Annotated in this window: 18 protein-coding genes; 8 read left to right on the top strand and 10 right to left on the bottom strand. The window is 46.5% G+C overall.

The genetic code is table 11. The features are described 5' to 3' along the window. Window positions 1-355: 355 nt before the first annotated feature. From S7335_RS16725 to S7335_RS16740, 4 genes are all read left to right on the top strand, one after another. On the top strand, window positions 356-1,285 hold the full coding sequence (locus tag S7335_RS16725) for an NAD-dependent epimerase/dehydratase family protein (protein ID WP_006454851.1): 930 nt from the start codon (window positions 356-358) through the stop codon (window positions 1,283-1,285). A gap of 52 nt (window positions 1,286-1,337) precedes the next feature. Further along, window positions 1,338-1,646 carry a hypothetical protein gene (locus tag S7335_RS16730; RefSeq protein ID WP_006456177.1) on the top strand — a complete coding sequence of 103 codons (309 nt, stop codon included), beginning with the start codon at window positions 1,338-1,340 and terminating at the stop codon, window positions 1,644-1,646. A 369-nt stretch (window positions 1,647-2,015) separates the two neighbouring features. Then, complete coding sequence (locus S7335_RS16735) at window positions 2,016-4,577, top strand: dynamin family protein (protein WP_038016442.1); 2,562 nt, start codon at window positions 2,016-2,018, stop codon at window positions 4,575-4,577. Window positions 4,578-4,598: 21 nt separating this feature from the next. Continuing rightward, a complete protein-coding gene (locus S7335_RS16740; protein WP_006454725.1) occupies window positions 4,599-5,906 on the top strand; it encodes a hypothetical protein in 1,308 nt (435 codons plus the stop codon). A gap of 68 nt (window positions 5,907-5,974) precedes the next feature. On the opposite strand, the gene S7335_RS27365 is transcribed toward S7335_RS16740, so the two are convergent. Beyond that, window positions 5,975-6,265, bottom strand: coding sequence for a PIN domain-containing protein (locus S7335_RS27365; RefSeq protein ID WP_157620295.1), 291 nt, complete (start codon window positions 6,263-6,265; stop codon window positions 5,975-5,977). Window positions 6,266-6,424: 159 nt separating this feature from the next. Then, the gene (locus tag S7335_RS16750) at window positions 6,425-6,664 is read right to left on the bottom strand and encodes a hypothetical protein (RefSeq protein WP_038016444.1); all 240 of its coding nucleotides are present in this window, start codon (window positions 6,662-6,664) and stop codon (window positions 6,425-6,427) included. Window positions 6,665-6,898: 234 nt separating this feature from the next. Here S7335_RS16750 and dnaK point away from each other — a divergent pair, with 234 nt between their 5' ends. Beyond that, a complete protein-coding gene (gene dnaK / locus S7335_RS16755) occupies window positions 6,899-8,806 on the top strand; it encodes a molecular chaperone DnaK (protein WP_006456604.1) in 1,908 nt (635 codons plus the stop codon). Window positions 8,807-9,054: 248 nt separating this feature from the next. On the opposite strand, the gene S7335_RS16760 is transcribed toward dnaK, so the two are convergent. After that, the gene (locus S7335_RS16760; RefSeq protein WP_006453736.1) at window positions 9,055-9,894 is read right to left on the bottom strand and encodes a sulfotransferase domain-containing protein; all 840 of its coding nucleotides are present in this window, start codon (window positions 9,892-9,894) and stop codon (window positions 9,055-9,057) included. Between the two features lie 226 nt (window positions 9,895-10,120). Beyond that, a complete protein-coding gene (locus S7335_RS28495) occupies window positions 10,121-10,291 on the bottom strand; it encodes a hypothetical protein (RefSeq protein WP_006454930.1) in 171 nt (56 codons plus the stop codon). A 500-nt stretch (window positions 10,292-10,791) separates the two neighbouring features. Between S7335_RS28495 and S7335_RS16770 the strand changes: the two genes are divergently transcribed. After that, window positions 10,792-10,968 (top strand): protochlorophyllide reductase, encoded by a 177-nt coding sequence (locus S7335_RS16770; protein WP_006457151.1) that lies wholly within the window; start codon window positions 10,792-10,794, stop codon window positions 10,966-10,968. Between the two features lie 84 nt (window positions 10,969-11,052). Here S7335_RS16770 and S7335_RS16775 read toward each other — a convergent pair whose 3' ends face one another. From S7335_RS16775 to psb28, 4 genes are all read right to left on the bottom strand, one after another. Next, window positions 11,053-11,643: a hypothetical protein gene (locus tag S7335_RS16775; protein WP_006453867.1), complete on the bottom strand. Its 591-nt coding sequence runs from the start codon at window positions 11,641-11,643 to the stop codon at window positions 11,053-11,055. Window positions 11,644-11,787: 144 nt separating this feature from the next. Beyond that, the gene (locus S7335_RS16780) at window positions 11,788-12,108 is read right to left on the bottom strand and encodes a YkvA family protein (protein ID WP_038016445.1); all 321 of its coding nucleotides are present in this window, start codon (window positions 12,106-12,108) and stop codon (window positions 11,788-11,790) included. A 240-nt stretch (window positions 12,109-12,348) separates the two neighbouring features. Next, window positions 12,349-12,846: a molybdenum cofactor biosynthesis protein B gene (locus S7335_RS16785; RefSeq protein WP_006454843.1), complete on the bottom strand. Its 498-nt coding sequence runs from the start codon at window positions 12,844-12,846 to the stop codon at window positions 12,349-12,351. Between the two features lie 79 nt (window positions 12,847-12,925). Next, complete coding sequence (gene psb28, locus S7335_RS16790; RefSeq protein WP_006454606.1) at window positions 12,926-13,258, bottom strand: photosystem II reaction center protein Psb28; 333 nt, start codon at window positions 13,256-13,258, stop codon at window positions 12,926-12,928. Between the two features lie 348 nt (window positions 13,259-13,606). Here psb28 and S7335_RS16795 point away from each other — a divergent pair, with 348 nt between their 5' ends. After that, window positions 13,607-14,074 carry an SRPBCC family protein gene (locus S7335_RS16795; RefSeq protein WP_006454747.1) on the top strand — a complete coding sequence of 156 codons (468 nt, stop codon included), beginning with the start codon at window positions 13,607-13,609 and terminating at the stop codon, window positions 14,072-14,074. 8 nt (window positions 14,075-14,082) lie between these two features. Continuing rightward, complete coding sequence (locus S7335_RS16800) at window positions 14,083-16,530, top strand: hypothetical protein (RefSeq protein WP_006457690.1); 2,448 nt, start codon at window positions 14,083-14,085, stop codon at window positions 16,528-16,530. A 25-nt stretch (window positions 16,531-16,555) separates the two neighbouring features. On the opposite strand, the gene coaE is transcribed toward S7335_RS16800, so the two are convergent. Together coaE and cobA are read right to left on the bottom strand one after the other, a co-directional pair. Then, the gene (gene coaE / locus S7335_RS16805; protein WP_157620297.1) at window positions 16,556-17,212 is read right to left on the bottom strand and encodes a dephospho-CoA kinase; all 657 of its coding nucleotides are present in this window, start codon (window positions 17,210-17,212) and stop codon (window positions 16,556-16,558) included. Beyond that, on the bottom strand, window positions 17,176-18,732 hold the full coding sequence (cobA, locus tag S7335_RS16810; protein WP_006454430.1) for a uroporphyrinogen-III C-methyltransferase: 1,557 nt from the start codon (window positions 18,730-18,732) through the stop codon (window positions 17,176-17,178). The genes coaE and cobA overlap by 37 nt, the downstream gene beginning before the upstream one ends. Between the last annotated feature and the right edge of the window lie 284 nt (window positions 18,733-19,016).

A 19,016-nucleotide genomic window follows, 5' to 3' on the forward strand; every position in this document is an offset into this window, starting at 1 on the left:
AGCTAAAGCTAGGGTTTACCTCTATTAACTAATAACAGAGAAAGCTATACATAGTCAGGGCTGGCGGCTTGTTGTGACATAAATTGACACAGCGTTCAACAGTGCTGGCCGCTGTTACATTTCGTAGTATTTTGCTGCAAAAGAGTGAAAACTATTCCCTATAGTTTCTATAAGAGAAACCTATAGCGTTGACAATATTTCTCTCTCAATTTATAGCGATATGTGTTAGTGAAACGCATTACCTCAACCCGCATTGCCTGGACGTTCAGACTAGCCAACTCATAGATTTAGTTGAAAAGTGTGCAGAATCTGAGAGGCTGAGAATCAAAGAGATTTTACATACGGAGGCAGCGCTATGCGAGTGTTGGTGATTGGTGGAACGCGATTTATTGGAGTCTATCTAACTAGGCAGCTAGTCAAGCAAGGCCATGCAGTCACTTTGCTCAATCGAGGGAATCATCCTGCACCTGTAGACGAGGTAGAGACAATAGTATGCGATCGCACTGATCCCGAAGCCTTAAAACAAGCCCTATCCGATCAGAGCTTCGACGCCATTTTTGACAACAATGGTCGAGAGTTGGCCCATACTAAACCGCTAGCCGATCTGTTCAAAGGTAAGCTAAAACACCTTGTCTACGTCAGCTCCGCAGGCGTCTATGCCAAAAGCGATCAGATGCCGCACGTCGAAGGTGACCGAGTTGATCCAAACAGCCGTCACAAAGGAAAGTTTCATACAGAAGATTATCTGCGCGAGCAGGGCATTCCGTTCACGGCTATCCGTCCTGTCTATATATACGGGCCGCAAAATTACAACCCACTCGAAAAGTGGTTCTTCGATCGGCTAGTGCGCGATAGGCCTATCCCCATTCCTGGCAGCGGAATGGCATTGACTCATCTTGGGCACTGTCAGGATCTTGCAGCAGCGATGGTCTCTGTACTGGGTAATGACAATGCCGTTGGAGAGATCTACAACATTTCGGGTGATAAGGCAGTTACGTTTGATGGGTTGGCTCGTGCTTGCGCGATCGCCATGGAAAAAGATCCTGATGCCGTCAAGATCGTCCACTACAATCCTAAAGATTTTGACTTCGGCAAGAAAAAAGCCTTCCCCATGCGCGTCCAGCACTTCTTTACTGACATCAGCAAAGCCAAAGCCGAGCTAGACTGGCAGCCTCAATTCAGCTTGATCGACGGTCTTAAAGACTCGTATGAAAATGACTATTTGGCAAATAACCTGCACAAGGCAGAGATTGACTTCTCGCTAGACGATCAAATTTTGTCCTAGGTAGCAGTTTGATGATGCTCTTTTCTGCTGTGTGGCTGATATGTAGCTGATAATGGAAAAGCGTAGAAGTATATACAGAGTATGGGCCCAGATTCTAGCTGTTTCAGAAAGCATCACTACTTTCCGGCAGGTAGAGCAGAAGCTGGGACTGTCGTTGAGTGACGAGCCAGATTTCTTCTTGGAATGGAGTGGAGATCTTCCTAGCTTGACGACGGCAGAGCGTTCAAGGCTAGATGATGTGCGAAAAAACTACCTGTATCAAATTTCTGACGGTACGTTGCTAGAAGAAACCATCAAATTAGTTATTCTATCGCCTCTGTTAGAACTAGATGGTTTTTACAGTACGCCTTATAAGTTTTGAGCGGAAGTCCCAGTTGAGATAGAAGCATCAGGAGATAACGACGAAGTCTTGAGAGAACGAATCAACGGGCTAGTACTGCTTGAACAGTTATGGGTTGTAGTCATTGAGTCTAAAAATTCTGAAGCATCTAGGTAGCTTGATAGTGCAGTCTTCAGGGCAGTCCTGAATAGCTGAGGCCAAAGGGACAATGGCTTTTTTTAAACTGTTAGCATCTCAGCAATTCTTGATGCTTCATAACCATGATTTGGGGTGAGCAGTTGTAGCGGTCTGACGCTGCCGTGATTCGTCAACTAATTTTTTAGAGCGAATCTACCACAGACAATACATAGGGAAACATATCAGTAGTTGGCCATATGTAAAAGGTAGAGAATGTCTTCAACGCTTGAGGCAAGAAGTTTAGACAGCGCAGCGCTTTTGACAAAGATTATGGGTAAGAAGGTGCTAAACCGTCACCTGACTCCTCGAATTATGTTTCTGTCGTCGATGGCGACAGTGCTCGTGGGTGTCGCTTTCGCGGACGGACGGTTGGCAGATCGAGAAAATCTATATCTTCAAAGAGTTCTGAGTCGATTCGTATCACCAAAGAGTAGCATCGGAAAAATGATCTCCCAGATGCTGAAGGGCGTGCAAAGGCATAAAATTTATGCTCGCCCAAACGCGATTAGTTGTTTGATGAGTACCTTATCAGTTTCTGAGAAACTGATCATCTTAGGATTTGGTAGTAGATTGGCTATCTCAGATGGCTACGCCGCAGTGAAAGAACGGCAGTATCTTAATACGGTTGCGAGTACCATAGACGTGCCAGCACAGCAGCTAAAGGCGCTGTCTTCTTGCATAAGTGGTAAACAATCTGAAGTTGACCAAGATGTTGTAGAGGAGCTACGGTGCCTGTTAGATCCTCAGCGTTTTCAGAATATTGATGCAGCAATTGTGAACGCTGCTAGCTTTCTATCCTCTAGATTTTTGACTAAACCAAAGTCTACGGTAAGCGTTGCTAGTCGCAAACCATCATATGCAAAGCTCAAAAAATTTCAGGGCTACCAGGAGCAATTGAGTCAAATCTATACGGATTTGGTTCAGCTCCTACAGGTGAAAGGGGCTTACGATATTTTTCCTTCAGTGCTGAAAGATGAAGTGCGATCGCTGGCGCAAAAAGTTCAATCACAAAAGTTTCGACTAGCGGTTGTAGGTGAATTTAGCCAGGGCAAGTCGACATTTTTAAATGCTCTGCTAGGTGAGGAGCTACAGCCAGTACGAGCGATTCCTTGTAGTGGGGCGCTGACTGTGCTGAAGTATGGTCCTGTGAAGCGAGTAGTCTGCTATTACAAAGACGGAACGCAATCTGAGATTCCATTCGATCAGTATCAGCAGCAGGCCTCTATCCCAGAGGAAGCGGCTTTAGGAAATCGAGAGCTCAAGCTAGCCGAATCAAATATTGACGAGATTGTGCTAGAGCATCCAGACCTAGAGCTGTGTCGTCATCAGGTAGAAATTGTGGACTCGCCGGGGTTGAACGAGCATCCTGATCGAACGGCTGTGACGGAAAGACTGTTGCAAGATACCGACGCCGCTATCTTTTTGGCAAATGCTCAACGCCCGATGACCAAAGGCGAGCGAGATTTATTGAAAGGCCTAAAGCATCGTTTGCAAATAGAAGATTCCGGTGCTCCGGCTAGCAACTTGTTTGTGCTAGTCAACTTTATGGATTTGTTGCGATCGCCCGAAGACAAAGCACAAGTTCAGACGTTAGTTAAAAATGTTGTTCACAACCCAGCCGATCCTCTTGTCAGTGAAGACAATCGGGTTCATTTTGTATCTGCTCGATCTGCGTTAGAAGCAACTCTAACACAGACTCCAAACGAGCATTCTAAGCCATTCTCAGAATTCGTAAGCGCACTCGAAACCTTTTTAGTAGAGGAAAGAGGTGAACTTATCCTCAAGAAGGGGATCGTAGATATGCAAAGAGCTATCTCTGGAACCCGGGATAGTCTTGAGCAAATGACGAATCTTTTGGAAGGCAAGCTTAGTCTTTCAAAAGTAGAGCAGCAAAAGATGTTGGAACAAACAGGGAAGATAAGTGGTTTTCACGTCAAAATTCAGGAACTCATAGAGTCACTGAACGAGGAAGCATTATCAGAGGTTAGTGACTCGTGGGATGAATGGTTAGATCGTCTTGATAGATGCCTTGCCAGTAGATCAAAACAATGGATTACGATACTTGAAAAAGAGGAAAATATCTATAGAGCGTATGTGGAGAACTTTACGGAAGATGTTTTTGAAGTATTAGATATTTGGATAGAAGAATCTGTTGTACAGACTATTCTTAAGCCTAAGCTCGATAAGCTTGATAGCGAATTCTTTGGAAAGACAGCGGTCATACAACAAGAACTTCAGTCTATTGATGACAACACTGGTACTACTTTGTACGAGCAGTTTGAGATATCAGGAATAAGATCTAGCCTCGAATTTCAAATGAAACTCAAGCTTGATATAGAGCAAGAACCTGACAGTTTCTGGGAAAAAGTAGGATTCATTATTGGTGGAGCTGTCGCAGTTCCACTAATTCCTATATTCTTCGTTGGTGATCTAGTAGGTCTTCTAGGAGACACAACAGAAGACATGAAAAGTGAACTAAAAATGGAAGTTATTAGCAAAGGAGTCAACAAATTTCTAGGAGACTCTAAAGAAATCTTAGAAAAGATTTTTGAACGTGTTGAAGGCACATTCGAGCATAAGGCGCAAGATTTTCAAAAAGTAGCAAGCGCTTCTATTTCTATCTTGTGTAATCTAATAGAGCAACAAGAAAGCATTCTGCAAGAAACTTTGGCACAAAAAGAAACAGGCTTAGCACTTATTCAACAGAAGAGTCTTCGGCTTCAGGCGATAGAAACAGCTCTCGACAATCTGACTAAAACAGCACTAGAAAATTAGTTTATTGAAGGAATTATACCAATGTACGATTTTTCACCTCTAATACAAGCTGGAATTGCTGCTGGAAAATATATTCCAGTTGAGACAGCCGCAGGTGTTCCAATTGGAATGGTTCGAGACGCTGCAACGGGCCAATTCGCCGCACACGCTATTGGTATGGGGCTAACTCCGCTGACAGCTACGCCGCAAGCACAAGTGGTTATGCAAGCAGGAAAGCTGGCTATGGGGGCGGGGCAACTGTACCAGGGTCATAAAGCGCTCCAAGGAATCAAGGCGCTTTCTGCTTCGGTAGCGACATTACAGGCGACAACGGCTGTAATTGGCGTAGGTGTAGTGGGTGTTGCAGCGCTCTCTGCGGTAAATCTATGGCAAACGCTTAAGCTTAGAAAAGATGTACAGCAGATGCGCGTTGAGGTACGCGAGGGCTTTATTGACCTCAAACAAGTCTTTGCAGACCAGGGCAAGGAGATAATTGAGCACATTCAGCACGTATCGGAAGATGTAGAATTCAGGGCTCACCGCACGATTCTAGTGAGGGCTTATGGCTTGTTTGAAAAGGCTATGAATCGACTTGGCTCTGCGGTGACCATGCAGGATTTGAGAGCACGCAACGATGAGATTAAATCGGCCAGAGATATGATGTTTCAGGCTTTGTCAGATTATGACAACAGCCAGCTAATGAAGGGTGTGGGCTCAGTGGCGTATATTCGTCGGCGTGAATGTGTGTGGGCGATTGAGCAAGCGATCGCAATGACCTATCAGATGCAAGGGGAATGGCAGACGGTGGGCGATCGCCTAATCAATCTAAACGCAACTATCCGTCAAGATGCTATAGCCACCTTAGATAAAGTCAAAACTAGCGACGAGCTAGACTTCCTATTTCCAGAACTTACTAGGATCCGCGATCATGACCTAGTAGCTATCAACGCCTGGAATGACCATATTGAATGGTCTAAAGAGCTTTCCATCGAGGAAATGAAGCAGCTAAACGCGCTTGTCGATGATGAAGCTGAGAAAAATGAAAACGACATCCCTACAGAAGATCTTTCTGACGACAAGCCAATCGAGTACTCAGTCTATGAGGAAGCCAAGTCTAATTTTGTGTCCAAAGCTTTGCATCAAAGCCTCGTTTATTCCTTCAGTACAGAGCGGCGACGACAAGGCGAGGAGTATATTGCCGAAAGAGCAGCCTTAGAATCTCTGACAGCGTTTAACCCTCAGAATCTAAGCAAGGCTTCGCCGCTCGCAGTAGCAAATCTAGAACTGTATTTTGCAACCAAAGACGAGTCCTTGGCAGATGAAGAAGAGGATGCTGCGATCGCAGCCTAACCAAACACCAACCATCGCCCCTGACTGAAAATCATCACAGTTAGGGGATTTTGCCTGTGAGAGTCATCTCACGCTCCCTCATCAGCATCCACCAGAACTTGCGACATAAGTAATGTGTGTAAGCCTTGAACGCTTCTAAATTGCTTGTCATTAGTCAGAAACGTTGTGCAGCTAGTTGAAAGCGCAGTCGCTGCGTGAATCGCATCAGGCAGTTTTAGCTTTGTACTCGCTCTGACCCTGGCCGCTTCCAAAAGAATACTGCGACCAATAGGCATTGCAGTCGTGTTATTCGTAGCTGTGATGGCTCCAATATAAGCTGTCTGCTTTGGGATATCTCCGGCCCTGATAGACCTGACCAAGATTTCTGCAAGTTAGTTCACTAGTAACGATGGTCAACGCAGACTCCTCTGCAGCCTTGAACAGAGCAGCGAGCGAAACGCTATATTCAGCTACATCCTCCAAAGCATAAATCCAAATGTTGGCGTCTAGATAGATACGGTTGCCTTTCAATCTTTCCATTAATCCCATGAATCGCGCTCTTGCCGGATGTAGGCATCGATTTCGGCAACGCTAGAAAAGCTGCCTTTGGCTGCTCCTATAAAATCGCTCAGGTTTTTCAAAGGCTTTTTCGGTTCTTCAGGAGCTGCTTCTACCAGCACGATGACTTCCACGGTAGCGCCTTCTGGCAATTCATCTGAATGCACCTCAATTAGGCCACCAGGCTGGACAGTTGCTTTGGCTTTGATAGTTTGGATCATGGGTATTTCCAAGGGGTGAGAAGGCTGCGATGCGCCATTCATTGCTATATCGATCTCTATTCTGCGCTCTAGTTCTTCATTCGAGTCATTCTGATCCTATCTCGACATAGAAGCCAAGCCACACCGACACTTCCGGTTCGGTAACCCCCCCTTCAGCAAACCCCCTCTGATTAAGCACTATAGAGATAACCTTTTGAGCAAACCTCATATATTTATCCAGATCGGAGCATACACATGGGAAAAGTCGTCGGAATCGACCTTGGAACCACTAACTCGGTAGTCGCAGTTATGGAAGGTGGTAAGCCTACTGTAATCGCTAACGCCGAAGGTTTTCGTACTACACCTTCAGTCGTCGCCTACGCGAAAAATGGCGATCGCCTCGTGGGTCAAATCGCCAAGCGTCAGGCGGTCATGAACCCAGAGAATACTCTTTATTCAGTCAAGCGCTTCATTGGTCGTCAATACGATGAAGTCAACAATGAAGCCAGCGAAGTCCCTTACAAAATTGCCAAAGTAGGCGGCAACGTTAAGATCGAAACCTCTGACGGCAAGCAATATGCCCCTGAAGAAATTTCTGCCCAAGTTCTACGCAAGCTCGTAGATGACGCCAGTAAGTACCTCGGTGAGAAAGTCACTCAGGCCGTTATTACTGTTCCTGCCTACTTCAATGACTCTCAGCGACAAGCCACTAAAGACGCAGGTAAAGTCGCAGGTGTTGAAGTTCTGCGGATCATCAACGAGCCTACAGCTGCGGCCCTAGCTTACGGTCTTGATAAGAAGAGCAACGAAACCATCCTAGTATTTGACTTAGGTGGTGGTACGTTCGATGTTTCTATTTTAGAAGTTGGCGATGGCGTCTTTGAAGTACTCGCAACCTCTGGTGATACTCACTTAGGTGGAGACGACTTCGACAAGAAGCTGGTTGACTACCTCGCTCAAGACTTCCAGAACAAGGAAGGTATTGATCTTCGTAAAGACAAGCAGGCACTACAGCGTCTTACTGAAGCAGCTGAAAAAGCCAAGATCGAACTCTCTAGCGTTAGCCAAGCGGAAGTTAACCTACCGTTTATCACTGCGACTCAAGACGGTCCGAAGCACTTAGAGACTACCTTGACCCGGGCTAAGTTTGAAGAGCTATGCTCTGATCTCATTGATCGCTGTGGTGTTCCGGTGCAGAACGCACTAAAAGACGCCAAGCTTAGCAAGTCTGATATAGACGAAGTTGTTCTAGTTGGTGGCTCTACTCGTATTCCTGCGGTTCAACAGCTAGTCGAAAAGATTCTAGGCAAAGCTCCTAACCAGACCGTTAACCCTGATGAAGTAGTTGCTATTGGTGCGGCAATTCAGGGCGGTGTCTTGGCTGGTGAAGTCAAAGATATCTTGCTACTAGACGTGACTCCACTGTCTCTAGGTGTAGAAACCTTGGGTGGCGTGATGACTAAGCTAATCAATCGAAACACTACCATTCCTACTAAGAAGTCTGAGGTATTTTCGACGGCGGTAGACGGCCAAACCAATGTAGAAATTCATGTTCTACAGGGTGAGCGCGAAATGTCTAGCGACAACAAGAGCTTGGGAACCTTCCGTCTTGACGGTATTCCCCCAGCCCAGCGAGGTGTTCCTCAAATCGAAGTTACTTTTGACATCGATGCTAACGGCATCTTGAACGTAACTGCTAAAGACAAAGGATCAGGCAAAGAGCAGTCTATTAGCATTACTGGAGCCTCTACGCTATCTGAGAATGAAGTAGAGCAGATGGTCAGAGATGCTGAGACAAATGCGGATGCTGATAAAGAGCGGCGCGAGCGCATTGACAGAAAGAACCAGGCTGACTCTCTAGCTTATCAGGCTGAAAAGCAAGTTGAAGAGCTAGGAGATAAAGTCCCGGCTGAAGACAAGGAAAAGATTGAAGCTCAAATCAAAGAGCTGAAAGAAGCCCTTGCTGCCGAGGATGACGACAAGATTAAGTCGAGCATGGAAACTCTACAACAGGCGCTCTATACCCTTAGTAGCAATCTGTATCAGCAGGGCGCTGATGCTGCAGATGCAGGCGCTGCTCCTGAAGATGCTACAGATACTGATGCATCTTCAGGTGGTGAAGATGATGTCATTGATGCTGAGTTCTCCGAAACTGAGAAGTAAGAGACCTTTGATATGACCTGCAGTTGCCTTCATTACCTACTCTTTATCGACTAGAAGTGGAGGCAACAACGACTTAGAAATCGAATATATAATAGGCACAGATGGATAATTCCGTCTGTGCTTTTCTATTAACAATGGAAAAGTTCTCTATAGAACCTATTTGAAGTCTCTAAACCTTGACTGCGAGCTGCTTAAGTCTTGAGTTGGTATCACTCAGCTTCAGTCTGGTTCGTTTAGAAGGTTCAACACTATCTATCAAGATCCCAGAAGTCCGATGATTTTCCAGCATAGTCAAGGATAGACTGAGCATCCGCCCCAACCTGCTCAAGTACCCACTGCCGCGTACTCATATCCCACTGGGGACGAGGCGGCAGAGGCGTTCCTATCTTTTGGGGCAAGCGCTTAAGCAGAGTCGGGGTAAGCTTGCCGACCAGTTCTGCCCCCGGTAGACGACGCAGTCTTTCTAGCCACTCGCTTTCGATATATTTTTGAGCAGAGACGTTTCGAGGAGTAAGCACACGAGATGGCCGCGTATTGGGATTAACGCCTAAGAAGCGATCGCACCTCTCTAGCATCCCTTGAGGGTTTGTTTGAAAATCTTCCAAAAACAGCACCAGAATTTGCTCATCGGGAAAGTAGCGTCGATATTGCTCAAGATTACGGCTGTATAGCGTGCCCTCAATCAAGGGGCGGAACTCTCGCACTGCCTGGCTAAAATCCGTCGGGACAGGATTTCTCTTGCAGATATGATGCAGCCAAGCAGACTCAATGCGGCGTAGGGGATACCGCACAATATAGATCAAACGGATATCGGGTAAATGCTGAGCAATCAATGCTGGAGTTGTCGGATTTCGTTCGACAAGCGAATAGGCAACACTCGCCTCCCCAATCGCAGGTTTTCCGACTCCGTCTTTGAACAAAGACTTGTACCACGACCAATCTTGATAGTTGGCACTGTCTGAGCAAAAAAAGTTAGGCTCTTTAACGCTGGTCAAAAAGATATCAGGGTGCTGGCGCAGCTCGTTCCAGAGGCTAGTTGAGCCTGCCTTCGGCGCACCGATAATCAAAAAGTTTGGCAGTTGAGCCATAGCTACCCTTGAATCTGTCACGCTAATACAGTTTACACATTCGGTATTAGTCAAACTGCCTGGGTAGCCTATAGGGGTTGTGGTAAGCGGCTCACAGTGTCCTCACAGATTACGCCGATGATCTTCAGCGGTGAGATCTCGCGTCGTCGTACGATGCTAAGGAAACCTTACCAAGAAAAGTAGAAATGCATTCTTACTTTTCTATATTTACCTTCACCATTGCACCTTATTTAAGCCCAATCAAGGTCAATAGCCCCTTGCCCGTGATCAGTTCTATTAGCACGAGTGCGACAAAGCCAACCATTGCCGCTCTACCATTGAGCTGCTCTGCATATTCGTTGAATCCTTTCTTTGGCCGCTTCATATTGGGCACTTTGGTCGGCTGAAGATTAGCCATGGCTGTCCTTTGAGATGTATTGCTCAACTATTGTCACCAGCGATCGCGTCCTCAGTCAATGGTTAATAATCCAGCCTTGCCATGAGTTTAGGCTATTTGATATAGAAATGCGATGCTAGACACTACAGCACTTTGAGCTAGCAATCTAATAACTACACGTTGTAGGAATCAACCGTGCTTTAGAGCATAACTCTGAACTTAAAGATATGCTTTGTTGAGCCTTTCCCAGGGAAAATAGTTAGTTTGCTCTAGCTAGATAAGCATGGGTTGATAGCGCTCCTATCAGTTTAACGCTCTGAATGTCCAAAATTTGTCATCCGCAGACTATAGCTCCGTGTGTTTATTCGTGTGATCTGTATGTTTGTCACGTTAGGCTATGGGGGCAATTAATGAATAGCGCTCTGCCCCTTGCCTTATCTAATCTGGGATAAGCTCTCATTAGGACACTTAGGCGATTAACAAAGTAACAAACGATATAGTGACAGGAGTAGTTGGATTCTATGGCCAGTTCAATAGAGTGGACAGCACAAGCAGAGGCGCTATTGAAGGAAATTCCTTTCTTTGTGAGACCGGCAGCACGCAAGAAGATTGAGAAGTTTGCGAGAGAGCGAGAGATCTCTGAGATCTCCGAGTCGGTATATAGAGAGGCCAAGCAGCAGTTTGGTCGCAAGCAATAGAAAAACCCACTAGTGGAGTAAACCAAGCTCTACTAGTGGGTCAAAGCTATACAAGAGTAGATAGCGCGTGAGCAATCAGAAAGCTTAGTTGATGACTTTGCTATCCACTTCAATGACGGTCGCTGTTTGCGATGGGACATCGGTGATATCTTCAGTAGCAACACTGCTGGCAGCTACTTTAGAGGTGTTAATCCAGGCGTAAACCTGTCCGAAGCGATCTTTGAAAGTGATGTATTGCTCACCGTAGCGATCGCCTAGTAAATCGTCTAATCTACTAGCCTGTTTTTGAGTCTGAACTTTGATCTGGGGAAACAGTTTTGCCTTGGTAGTACTGGCGACGGATTTGAGGACGTTAATCAAGCGCTCCGTAAAGTCTGGAGTGCTGTCTTCTTCTTGCCATGCTTGGTTAACGACTTCGGCAGCCTGTTGGCTTTTTGATTTAAAGGTAGAGACAGCTTCTGCAGTGACTTCTTTTGCAATAGGGCTAATCACAGTGCGTCCAGCTTGAAACTCTTCACGAGTCTCCGAGAAAGCTTGTTTGAGAATACTAGAAATCCGCTGAGCCCGCTGAGAGCTTTCTTTAGCAAGTGTCTTTAGTTTCTCAGCGGTAGTCGGTTGCGAGCTAATAGAACGGTCAGAAAGATCTGAGAGATTTGTTTCTGGCATGTAAGTCATAGTTTATTCCTCGGGTAAAAAACGATTAGGCGAAAATAGCTAGATATTGTGAAAGACGGTTTATACGAGAGGTCTAGCGGTCCTCTTGCCCTTCAAGACCGGCTTGTGCGGAAGAGGCAATTAGAGAAAATTCTTATCTGACTTCTAGCTGACAGTGACAGCATCTACTGTGATAGTTTTTACGTTGTCAGTATCGATGATGGTTTCAAGCTCTGTCTTGATAGTGTCGTTGAAGAGTTGTTTCTTCTTTAGCGCTTCAGTGACAAGCTGACTGACTTCTGAAATCAAAAGACTAACAATAATACCGTCGTCAATCCAGCCAACCAAAGGAAATGCATCCGGCGAGATATCTATTGGACTGACCAGATAAAGCATGGTTCCAAGGATCACAAGCCAACGGTATTTAGTGTGCTTAAGAGCTTTGCGATACCAGCTATGGAGGACACTAGAGAAATGTTGTTTCATCTGTTGTTTAAACGAGGGCTTTTCAACACTTCTATACTCGCAGATGTAACGAGGGGTGTCAGGTGTGGAAGATACGCCGAACAACGGACGGACGGTCGTTGAAACGTGGGCGGTTTTCCGTATGCAAGGAGTTCGGTCAATCTGTATGGCTGTGTAGTCCCTACAATATGGCAGCGTAGTCTCTGTGGCTTTTTTAGCCTGCCAGAAATCGCTCAAGGAAGAGCTGCGCACAGCTAGCAGCTATCTCAAGAGATTGGTCAGGTGCTGTAGTTCTGGAAGGATGAGTTTTTCTAGTGCGAGGCCGACCGCCTTGGTAGACCCTGGAAGAGAAAAGATCAGAGTTTGGCCGCGAGTGCCGGCGATCGCCCGAGAAGCCATTGCCCGCGACCCGATTTCTAGGTAGCTGAGGTGGCGAAAGAGTTCGCCAAAGCCTGGAAGTTCTTTGTCAAGCAGAGGGGTGATCGCATCAAAAGTCGTATCGCGAGCAGCGATGCCCGTCCCCCCATTCAGCAAAATAGCCTGAACGTCGAGGCGGTTCGCCAAAGTGATCACTAACGCCGCAATTTGTTTAGGCTCGTCTTTGACAATCTGATAGGAGCTGATGGTGTGCCCCGAGTTAATGAGCTGCGATCGCATCAGCTGACCGCTTCTATCGGTAGTTTCATCTCTAGTATCGCTGACGGTAATCACTGCGCAGCAAACACTCAGCGATGTTTGATCGGCATGAGGCGTTAGCATGAGTAGTCAGCCTGAGACATCAAAATGAGGTGTCAATATCGAGCATCGCTTGCAGTGATCTTGCTCAAGTTTTGGCTACTCAGTTTTGAGTTAACCCTAAACCGTGATCAGCGGCGTAGCGATCCATAAAGCGCATAAAGCGATCCCATTCATCTTGTCCGCGCATGACGAAAACGGCCTCAATGCCAGAAGGTTCGCCATTGACGAACTTACCGTTGACATCGCGAGTGCTTAGCTCACCTTCTTCGTCAACCATGTACATACCAGTGACTTCGCCGCCTTCTTCTACGAGGGCCTTAGGCTTATCAAAGTAAAAGGTGGCGGTGCCATCGGAAAGATCTTTAGCACGGGTAAGCCGAATATCAGGGACAACTTCTTCTTTAACACCGCGAGAGAATTGAATTTCAGCCATGATAAAAGTGATTATGAATACTTAAAATCAGTTTCCCATTTTATTGATCCATTAGTCGAGTTTTGTTGAGCAAAGTAGGCTACTAGGAGCTAACTTGGTCGTAGAGAGGTAGAGAAGAAAGGTGATCTCGAATACGTGATGATACGGTTTTCCAGTTCTAGATCTTCCACGAACCCTTAGCAATGTCTATTATCTCGTCAGTTTTGGCTGTTTTGTCCGGATAAGCTCAAATAAATGTCATATATCACGGCTATCTCAGCAATCCATTTCACTCCGTTCGCTATCACAGTAGAATAGAGTCGTTTGGAAATAGCGTTCAAAACAACCTTTGTACAAGCAGAAAATTCTATGGCTGAGTGGCTAGAGCATACCGTACATGTAGAGGTAGATCGACCCATTGAGGCAGTGTGGGGGCTATGGTCGGATATTGCTCAGATGCCTAACTGGATGAAATGGATTAGTTCCGTAGAGGTGCTAGAGGAGGATCCGGCGCTCTCAAGATGGAAGCTAGAAACGACTGGGCTTTCTTTTTCGTGGCTATCGCGCATAGTGAAGGTAGTCCCTGAGCAGGTAATTCAGTGGGAGTCAGTAGATGGGTTGCCCAATCGAGGGGCGATTCGGTTCTATGCTCACAAGAATGGCACAAGCACGGTAAAGATGAGTATTGCCTATGCGCTGCCGTCAATCCTGGCCCGGCTGATGATGAGTAGCTCTTTTGTAGACCGAGTGGTGACTTCGACCCTGCAGGCTGATCTCGATCGCTTTAGAGAATATGCTCTCACTCATACGGGTCAATCTGTCTCCGTAGAAGGTTAACGCTAGCTGTGGTAGATTTAGCGACGGCTAGAGAGCAGTTGCGATCGCATAACCTTAGCGATCTATTCGTTCAAGCTCTAGGCTGGTCTGCTCCTCATACTTTTATCGACCCAATTAGTCCTTTAAATCAGCGCTGCGTGCCCATAGCTGAGCGCGATCGCCCCGTGGGGTCGCAGACTGTTTGGCAAGTGATTCTTACTGAGAAAACTCGCTATACTTCAACGTTGCGCTCTCAGCTTTACAAGGCTATTTGCACCCACGAAAACCCGCTGAACTCATCGTTGGGGTCAGCTTCTAAAAACTTACCTTTGCTAATCATTGTAGCTACCGAGAAAACTCGTAGCCTGTGGTGTTCTTTGTTTGAAAGCGCCCTTTATGTAGTGAGTCAGCCTACGGCAGTATGGGACTATCGGCTTCGACGGTTAGCAATAGGCGGTGAATTGTTTCCAGCTTTCGATCCTAAACGGGAAAGCGGAGAGCGTTTTGAGCACCTGTTAACACAGCTGGAAACGGGGGTGAATGGTATCGAGGATATCTCTCATAAACAGACGTATGCGGCGCTAACGTTAAGGCGGCTAATGCTGATTCAGCAAATTCAGCAGAAGGGTTGGCTAGCTGGCGATATTTGGTACTTACAGTCTCGATTTAGCGCATTTGTTCAACGCGGTGAGAGATTCTTTTTTAAAAACCATTTACAGCCGCTCTTTCAAAGTCTATCCCTGCCGGAAATTGAGCGGCCGGTTGCTTTGGAAAATAAAGTAGGAAAAGTACCGTTCCTAGGTGGATTGTTTGATATTCATCGATTAGAGACTACGTATTCTGGTATCTCGATCGAGGATGCTGCGATAGAAGAGGGCTTGGGCTGGCTAAGCGAGCAAGCAAGCACCGATGGGCTAAACCCTTGGATGAGCGGAGTCGCAGGGTATTGGCTAGCACGATCTGTAGAGGAAAATGGTGTGAAAGCGACCCTGGGTAGGGAGTTCGGTGATCGCGCACTAGATACCCTGATTCAACAGCGATTAGAACAGATTCCAGTGGTGGCTTTTCAAAGAACTTCGATGCAGGCCACAGAGCTATTCACCCAAAATCCCAAGGCCCCGACCCTTAACGATCAGCTATTCAACGCGGATACCCGCATGTGCCGCCGACTGATTCAAGAGATTTTGCCAGCACTTCGAGTGCTCGATCCAGCTTGTGGTTGCGGTTATTTGCTCAGCGCGTTTCTGCGTCGGCTAACAGAAATATTTAGTATCTTGACAGGCTATATTCAACAAAACCAAGACGCGCAGTTAAAGATATGGCGTTCGGGTTTAGTAGAAATGCCAGAAGATACTCACGATTCAAGGCATACCCAAAACTTCGTTCAAACTATCCAACAGCGTATTCTTAAAAATGCGCTCTACGGTGTTGACTTTTCGGAAGACGCTGTAGAAAGCGCTCGTCTATATCTGGCGATGCATCTCGTTGAGACGGCGATAGAGCCAGCGGAGATAGAGCCTTTAATCGACTTGGATTTTAATCTACTCTCTGGTAATGCTCTAGTCGGCTTTATCACCGTTGATGAGGAGCGATTTGACCAGATTAACCGAGCAGGCGACGAGATAGCTTTCCAGGGCAATCTGTTGCAACCTTTGGCTGCCGACAGCTATCAGATGATTTTAAGAGAAAAAAACATTTCCCTAGAACATTACCAGTCTCGCACTAAGATGCTGGCTAGTGCCCACAACGTACCAAGCTATGCAAGGGCATCACTGCTAAAAGAAGAGATCCTAGCCTTAGACCAAAAGGCGCAGGGGAAGCTAGATAGGCTGCTATTAAACTACATGAGCCAGCAGCTAGGCATTCACTACCGAGGGACTCAGCTAACGGATATCCCCCGGCATCGCCCACTTACCCAACAGGATATTGAAAGGCTACGACCTTTTCACTTTGGCTATCATTTCAATACGATTATCAAACGGGGCGGTTTCAATCTAGTTGCCTGCAGCCCGCCCGAGGGCATCTTCCGTCCGACTGTTGCTGAGTTTATTCAACAGTTCCCAACACTTACCCAAAGAGAAAATATTAATGAAGAGACGTTTAAAACTTCTAAACCTGCGCTAAGAAAAGCTAATTCTGAGGTGACTGCTGCTTGGATGAGCTACCGAGACCAGTATGCCTATGCAACTGATTATTTTCTGCGGAGTGACCTGTATGCTTATCAGAGGTTGGATACAGCAAGTAAAACGCGTTCACAGCTGACCAGAGAGCGATTGTTTGTAGAGCGGTGTCTGCGTTTGCTCAGTTCTGATGGGCTAGGAATAGTCACGGTACCGATAGGCAGTTTTCAAGATCCCAAAGCGGCCTTACTTTATAGTCGGCTGCAAACATCGAAGTGGTTTGGAGAGTTTAGGTGTGGTGCTGAAGCGCTAGAAAGAGAGGTAGTCGTTTGGATAAAGGATCGAGAAGAACGCTAGAACGGGGATGATATGCTAGCTGGCTTTAAACTTCGTTTTGATAGGTTTCATTTTGATGGGTATTGTCACCCATTATTCGATCTATTCGAGCAAACAAACTTTCTTTTGTTGTGGAGTTATCAAGCACATAGTCCGCCCTTTCGCACTTTTGCCTAAGATCCATTTGGGAATTTATTCTAGCGACAGCTTCTGTCTCTAAAAGCTGATTACGCTGAGTTAACCGCTGCTTCTGCTGGGCAGGCTGACAATAAACGACCCATACTTCTGTGACAAGATGAGTCAAATTAGCTTCAAACAGCAAGGGGATAGAATACACCAGCACTTGATCTGGTGAGTAAGTTTTAGCTACTTTTGCAAACTGTGCTCTCACAAAAGGATGAATCTGCGCTTCTACCCACTGTTTTTCAGCGGCGTTTTGGAAGATGATGCTGCCTAGCTGTTTTCGATCGAGCGAACCATCAGGTAACAACATCTTTTGGCCATAGCGATGTGCGATCGCATCCAAAATCCTACCGCCTTTCTCTACTGCCTTTCGCGCATAGATGTCCGCATCCAAAACTGGCAGCCCATACTGACTTGATAGATAGCTAGATACAGTGCTCTTTCCAGTTGCAATTCCACCGGTCAAGCCAATAATTCGTCTTTTCACTCGATTGTTGATTGCTTTTGTTGCTTCGCCCATCCTTCTAAGCCCGCTATTAATCCAGCCAATGTATACTCTTTGGCCTCTAAAGTGACTCTACCTAGCAGTTGCTGACAGCCTCTAGATGTTTGCGGGCCGATAGATGCGATCGCTACCCTATTTAGTCGATCTAACCATTCATTCCCAAATGTTCTTTCCATTAGCTGAGTAAAGTGGCGCACTGTTTTAGAACTAGCAAATGTAATCGCATCGACTGTACCATTCTCTAAGACTAGTTTTGCAGCAGGCGGAATACTATCAGGACAGGCCGATTCATACGCCGCCACCTCGATCACAACGGCCCCTCTTTGCGACATCTCCTTTACCAATACATCTCTGCCGCCTTTCTCCACGCGTGGAAACAACAGCTTTTTGTCAATAGGAGCTTCAGGGAAATGTTCAACCAATGAATCTGCTACAAAACTTGGCGGAATAAAATCGGCAGCTAGACCTCGCTGTTTCAAAAAACCATTGGTCTTTTTGCCAACGACCGCAATCTTGAGATGTGCTAGCGATCGCAAATCTAAGCCGTGATGTAGCAGTCGATCTAGAAAGTAGTTGACTGCATTGGGCGAAGTCAGCACCAACCAGTCAAATGTGCGTAAAGCCATGATTGCATAATCCATTTCCTTCCAGCTCTTTGGCTCACGAATCTCTAGGGCAGGCAGATCAATTACCTGCGCGCCTTTCTTCATCAGCATCTGGCTAAACTGGCTCGCCTGACTCGCGGCTCTAGTCACCAGAATAGTCTTGCCAGATAGCGGTTTGGGCTGCCCCAGCGATGGGTTTAGCTGCGGACTGAGATACTGGCGCAGCGCTACCACTTCGCCAATCACAATGACACAAGGTGAAAGTTTAGCCGGGCCGACAATTTGGGCAATACTTAGCAGCGTGCCTTGCCAAATCTGCTGCTGCGGCTGACCTGCCCAGCGAATGATAGCGATCGGTGTTTCGGGGCGTTTTTGCTGCGCAAGCAGGCGATCGCAAATCGCTTTTAGCTGTCGACCCCCCATTAGAAATACTATAGTCTGGAGGTGGGCGATCGCACCCCAGTTCAACGCATCTAAATCATGTGCTGTAAACACGCCAAATCCACGGCTTAGCACCGGATCGGTGAGTGGAATACTGGCCAGTAGCGGTGCCACTAGCGCCGAAGATAGCCCTGGCACCACTTCAAACTCACAATTTGCGGCCTGTAGTGCCTGAATTTCCGCCGCTGCTCGCCCAAACACAAACGGATCGCCTGCTTTTAGCCGCACTACCTGTTTTTGCTGTTGACACAACTCCACTAATAGTTGATTGATCTGAGTCTGCGAGGTGCTAGGGCGCCCACCTCGTTTACCCACATGCCAAAGCTCACAGTCTGTCGGCAGCCTTTGTAGCAGTGAACTACTCACTAGCGCGTCATACACTAGCGCATCCGCACGCGATAACAGCGCTTCTGCCCGACAAGTTAGATAGTCAATACTGCCTGGGCCCGCACCTAGTAGATAAACTTTGCCATCTTTGGATTCAAACATACGAGCTTAGATAGCTAAGACATCAGCGACTACTTCTACTGCAAGTTCTTTAGAAATTTATGATCCAGTTTTGTTTTGCTTTGTTTGAAGGTAAGCTACAAAACCTTGTATGCAAGTCCTGCGTACTCTAGGAGACTTAAGGTATCACAAATTGCTCCTAATCCTATCCTGCTATTTCTCTGGACTGTGTCAATTGTAAAACAGCGACTGTTGGCTCACGCAGCGAGGAAACAGGAATACATGTTGACTCATGCGTCGACTCATGCGTCACCAGAATACAGCTA

Source organism: Synechococcus sp. PCC 7335 (assembly GCF_000155595.1).
In the GTDB taxonomy this organism is placed as follows: Bacteria; Cyanobacteriota; Cyanobacteriia; order Phormidesmidales; family Phormidesmidaceae; genus Phormidesmis.

What these genes read in the sequence shown, in the direction of transcription:
- S7335_RS16735 (WP_038016442.1), top strand. Translation starts at nt 2,016, where the DNA reads ATGTCTTCAACGCTTGAGGCAAGAAGTTTAGACAGCGCAGCGCTTTTG.
- S7335_RS16785 (WP_006454843.1), bottom strand. Translation starts at nt 12,846, where the DNA reads ATGCTAACGCCTCATGCCGATCAAACATCGCTGAGTGTTTGCTGCGCA.
- S7335_RS28495 (WP_006454930.1), bottom strand. Translation starts at nt 10,291, where the DNA reads ATGGCTAATCTTCAGCCGACCAAAGTGCCCAATATGAAGCGGCCAAAG.
- S7335_RS16725 (WP_006454851.1), top strand. Translation starts at nt 356, where the DNA reads ATGCGAGTGTTGGTGATTGGTGGAACGCGATTTATTGGAGTCTATCTA.
- psb28 (WP_006454606.1), bottom strand. Translation starts at nt 13,258, where the DNA reads ATGGCTGAAATTCAATTCTCTCGCGGTGTTAAAGAAGAAGTTGTCCCT.
- cobA (WP_006454430.1), bottom strand. Translation starts at nt 18,732, where the DNA reads ATGTTTGAATCCAAAGATGGCAAAGTTTATCTACTAGGTGCGGGCCCA.
- S7335_RS16750 (WP_038016444.1), bottom strand. Translation starts at nt 6,664, where the DNA reads ATGATCCAAACTATCAAAGCCAAAGCAACTGTCCAGCCTGGTGGCCTA.
- S7335_RS16795 (WP_006454747.1), top strand. Translation starts at nt 13,607, where the DNA reads ATGGCTGAGTGGCTAGAGCATACCGTACATGTAGAGGTAGATCGACCC.
- dnaK (WP_006456604.1), top strand. Translation starts at nt 6,899, where the DNA reads ATGGGAAAAGTCGTCGGAATCGACCTTGGAACCACTAACTCGGTAGTC.
- S7335_RS16780 (WP_038016445.1), bottom strand. Translation starts at nt 12,108, where the DNA reads ATGAAACAACATTTCTCTAGTGTCCTCCATAGCTGGTATCGCAAAGCT.
- coaE (WP_157620297.1), bottom strand. Translation starts at nt 17,212, where the DNA reads ATGGGCGAAGCAACAAAAGCAATCAACAATCGAGTGAAAAGACGAATT.
- S7335_RS16740 (WP_006454725.1), top strand. Translation starts at nt 4,599, where the DNA reads ATGTACGATTTTTCACCTCTAATACAAGCTGGAATTGCTGCTGGAAAA.
- S7335_RS16775 (WP_006453867.1), bottom strand. Translation starts at nt 11,643, where the DNA reads ATGACTTACATGCCAGAAACAAATCTCTCAGATCTTTCTGACCGTTCT.
- S7335_RS16770 (WP_006457151.1), top strand. Translation starts at nt 10,792, where the DNA reads ATGGCCAGTTCAATAGAGTGGACAGCACAAGCAGAGGCGCTATTGAAG.
- S7335_RS16760 (WP_006453736.1), bottom strand. Translation starts at nt 9,894, where the DNA reads ATGGCTCAACTGCCAAACTTTTTGATTATCGGTGCGCCGAAGGCAGGC.
- S7335_RS16730 (WP_006456177.1), top strand. Translation starts at nt 1,338, where the DNA reads ATGGAAAAGCGTAGAAGTATATACAGAGTATGGGCCCAGATTCTAGCT.